General features: G+C 55.7%; 1 pseudogene. It reads left to right on the top strand.

Going from position 1 to position 291, the window contains the following annotated elements:
• Window positions 1-291, top strand: a pseudogene (gene wecC / locus RTW80_RS28695) (UDP-N-acetyl-D-mannosamine dehydrogenase); the annotation flags it as partial.

The raw sequence follows: 291 nt of genomic DNA on the forward strand, positions 1-291 counted from the left end.
GAGTTTTACTACCATCTCTGTTGTTGGTCTTGGCTATATCGGGCTGCCTACTGCGGCGGCCTTTGCCTCTCGTCAAAAGCAGGTCGTTGGCGTAGATATCAACGCGCACGCGGTGGAAACCATCAACCGTGGCGAAATTCATATCGTGGAGCCCGATCTCGATCGCGTGGTGAAAAAGGCGGTGGACGGTGGCTTCCTGCGCGCCAGCACCACGCCGGTAGAAGCCGATGCGTACCTGATTGCAGTTCCAACGCCCTTTAAAGGCGATCATGAGCCTGACATGGTTTACGT

The organism is Escherichia sp. AM3 (assembly GCF_032029835.1).
Classification (GTDB): domain Bacteria; phylum Pseudomonadota; class Gammaproteobacteria; order Enterobacterales; family Enterobacteriaceae; genus Escherichia; species Escherichia coli.